The organism is Priestia sp. P5_B4 (assembly GCF_056400385.1).
In genome coordinates this window covers 1-1,295 of sequence record NZ_JBFULJ010000997.1, presented here as the reverse complement: position 1 = coordinate 1,295, position 1,295 = coordinate 1, and the positions used below count along the sequence as shown (strand labels likewise).

Below are 1,295 nucleotides of genomic sequence, written 5' to 3'. Positions count from 1 at the left end.
TGAAAGTCATCATAGCTAAAGCTAACGTACATAATAAAACAGACCACTTTTTTCGCATACTTTCTCCTCCTTTCCTTTTGTTAATAGATAAAGTTCCCAACGTTATTGGTTACTATTCGCTAAGTAGATTTATTGTTTGAAACTGCTCATTAATACCTACCTTAAAGAAGCCAAATTAATATGAATATATTTATAATTTATTAAGCAAATTAACTAAAATGCAATGAAGCATCACTCATGAAATCTAATTACATCATAGAAAAAACTTCCTTTTTTCTAACTCTAAGGTAGTTTTTTCATTTCTGGCCCTTAAATATTATATAAATAACTATTTTACATAACCTCTTCTTCCAGAACAAATCAAAAAAAGAACCCTAATGGGAGTAAGGGTTCTAGATGGTTCACTTTTATAGAATATGCAGTTTTTATACAATTCTTATTTATAGGCTATGATCAATAGGGATAGAGAAGGCTGCATAAAAGCCTGCCGTTTATACCTATGTTAAAGCAAATCAAAAGTAGTATTTACACTTAAAAACATGTTAAAATCTAGTAGTCATTTATGCTGAGATACGTATAAATGAACCCTTTAAAAAAAGCAGTCTCGCTTGCCAATGCCGAGGCTGCTTTCCCTTATTTCCCAAGGACTTTTGTCTTAAAAATGGGCATATCACCCGCGAACAAATACTTAGAAATCACATATGATAATATATCTTCTAAGTGAAGGAGGTATGCTATTATAGAAAACTTAGTTAGCTATATTAAAGATTTAGGCTTTCCAATTGCCCTATCTTTTTACTTACTTGTTCGCATTGAAAGCAAATTAGATAGAATTACAGAGCTGCTTCAAGTTCTTATTGAAAAAAAGGACAAGCAATAAGCAGAATGCTATTTATACCCAAAGCGAACTCGTTCCTTCGTTTTCAAGATGCAGCACGTTCACTTCTGTTCCTTTGTCATATCCATGCTCTCCACCTGGAAGAACAATCAGCGCGTTTGCTGCAGCTAATGATGAAATAGCCCCTGACTTGTCCATGCCAACAGGCGTCACAACAAGCTTTCCGCCTTCGTCTGAAATCTCTCCTCGCACCATTCTTGTAAATGCATTAGGTTCTTTGAAACGGCCGTTTAATACCGCTTTTGTTTTATGTAAATGAGGAGCTGGTGAATGCAAAAAGCTGCGAACAATCGGACGCACAAACAGTTCAAACCCGACATAGCAAGCAGATGGATTTCCTGATAGTCCAAACAGCAGCTGTCCGTTTCGTTCTGCGACTGTTGTGACGCTTCCTGGG

At 35.8% G+C, this 1,295-nt stretch carries 1 protein-coding gene and 1 pseudogene; one reads left to right on the top strand and one right to left on the bottom strand.

Going from position 1 to position 1,295, the window contains the following annotated elements:
• Positions 1 to 736 precede the first annotated feature (736 nt).
• Positions 737 to 880: a YvrJ family protein gene (locus AC1DRF_RS28245; protein ID WP_308115066.1), complete on the top strand. Its 144-nt coding sequence runs from the start codon at positions 737 to 739 to the stop codon at positions 878 to 880.
• A 12-nt stretch (positions 881 to 892) separates the two neighbouring features.
• Here the strand turns inward: AC1DRF_RS28245 and AC1DRF_RS28240 are convergent.
• Positions 893 to 1,295 (bottom strand): annotated as a pseudogene (locus AC1DRF_RS28240) (molybdopterin molybdenumtransferase MoeA); the annotation flags it as partial.